Genomic DNA, 1,468 nt, shown 5'->3' with positions numbered 1-1,468 from the left:
CTCCTGCTCAGCGGCTGCGGCGTCCTGCCCGCGCCGTCGCAGTCGCCGGTGCCGACGACCGCCGCGACCGCGGAGGCGCACGGCGACCAGGCGCAGCAGTGCGCGCGGGTCATCGCGGAGGTCGAGGCGATCGCCGCGGACGTGAGCCGAGTGGGCGAGTCGGTCGCCGCCGACCCGATCGGCGCGCTCGCGCTGCTCGGCAGCGTGTCGAGCCGCGTCGGCGACCTGCAGACGCGCGTGACCGACCCGGAGCTGCTCGACCGCATCGGCGAGATCCAGGCCGGCTGGGACGCGATCGTCGACGACGCGCAGCGCTCGCTCGCGTCGGGCGACGCGGCCGCGCTCGAGCGCATCGGCGGCGCGCTCGCCGACCTCGGGCAGCGCGTGTCCGAGCTCCAGGAGTTCTGCGCGGGGACGGCATGAGCGCGCCGCTCCTCGCCCTGCTCGACGGCACGCTCGCCGACGTCGCCGCGCCGCTCATCCGCGCCGACGACCTGGGCGTCGTGCGGGGCGACGGCGTCTTCGACGCGACGCTCGCGCGGCGCACCGCGGACGGCGCGGTCGAGGTGCGGGACCGCGAGGCGCACCTCGAGCGGCTCGCGCGCTCGGCGGCGATCCTGCAGCTGCCCGAGCCCGACCGAGCAGGCTTCGGGCGCGCGATCGACGCGCTCGTCGCGGCGTGGGACTTCGCCGCGCAGCCCGAGGCGATCATCCGCCTCGTGCTCACGCGCGGCCCGGAGTCCGGCGGCGAGCCGACCGCGTTCGCCCTCATGTCGCCGCTGTCGGCGGCGGCGCTGCGCGAGCGCGAGCAGGGCGTGGCGATCACGCTGCTCGGGCGCGGCCACGACGGCGACGAGGTCGCCGCCATGCCGTGGCTGCTGCCGGGCGCGAAGAGCCTGTCGTACTCGATCAACATGGCCGCGAAGCGGCACGCGGCGCAGCACGGCTTCGACGACGTCGTGTTCGTCGCGCCCTCGGGCCAGCTGCTCGAGGGCCCCACCTCGACGCTCGTCATCGACCGCGGCGGGCGGCTGCTCACGCCCCCGCAGGACGGCATCCTCGCCTCGCTCACGCTCGAGCACCTCATGCGCGCCGCGCCCGCTGAGGGGCTCGAGGTCGTGTTCGAGCGACTCGAGCCCGACGACCTGCGCGCCGCCGACGGCGCGTGGCTGCTCTCGTCCGGCCGGCTCGTCGCCGCCGTCACGAGCGTCGACGGCCACGCGCTCCCGCGCTCGCCGCTCGACGGGACGGTGCGCCGGCTGCTCGAGGTCTAGCCTCGGGTCACGACCCGGCGACGAGCCGTGCCTGCTCGGCGAGCAGGAGCGCGACGACGTCGGCGGGCGCCTGCTCGTGCAGGACCGCGACGAGGAAGGCGCCGGACGCCCGCGCGTCGGCGACGAGCGAGCGGTCGTCGCCGAGCAGGGCGATCGCGGCCCCCTGCGGCGCATCGACGGCCGCGAGCGCGCCC

Annotated in this window: 3 protein-coding genes; 2 read left to right on the top strand and 1 reads right to left on the bottom strand. The window is 77.2% G+C overall.

Annotated elements, in window-relative coordinates:
* A partial coding sequence (locus tag NWP09_RS12800) for a hypothetical protein (RefSeq protein WP_258275880.1) occupies nucleotides 1–423 on the top strand: 423 nt, incomplete at its 5' end.
* Nucleotides 420–1,274: an aminotransferase class IV gene (locus NWP09_RS12795; RefSeq protein WP_258275879.1), complete on the top strand. Its 855-nt coding sequence runs from the start codon at nucleotides 420–422 to the stop codon at nucleotides 1,272–1,274. The genes NWP09_RS12800 and NWP09_RS12795, both read left to right, overlap by 4 nt.
* 7 nt (nucleotides 1,275–1,281) lie before the next feature.
* Here the strand turns inward: NWP09_RS12795 and NWP09_RS12790 are convergent.
* Nucleotides 1,282–1,468: hypothetical protein (locus tag NWP09_RS12790; protein WP_258275878.1), on the bottom strand; the 187-nt coding region annotated here is incomplete at its 5' end.

The organism is Agrococcus sp. HG114 (assembly GCF_024723325.1).
Taxonomy (GTDB): Bacteria; Actinomycetota; Actinomycetes; order Actinomycetales; family Microbacteriaceae; genus Agrococcus.
This window is presented reverse-complemented; position numbering and strand designations above follow the sequence as displayed.

Coding starts and splice junctions, on each gene's coding strand:
- NWP09_RS12795 (WP_258275879.1), top strand. CDS start 420: ATGAGCGCGCCGCTCCTCGCCCTGCTCGACGGCACGCTCGCCGACGTC.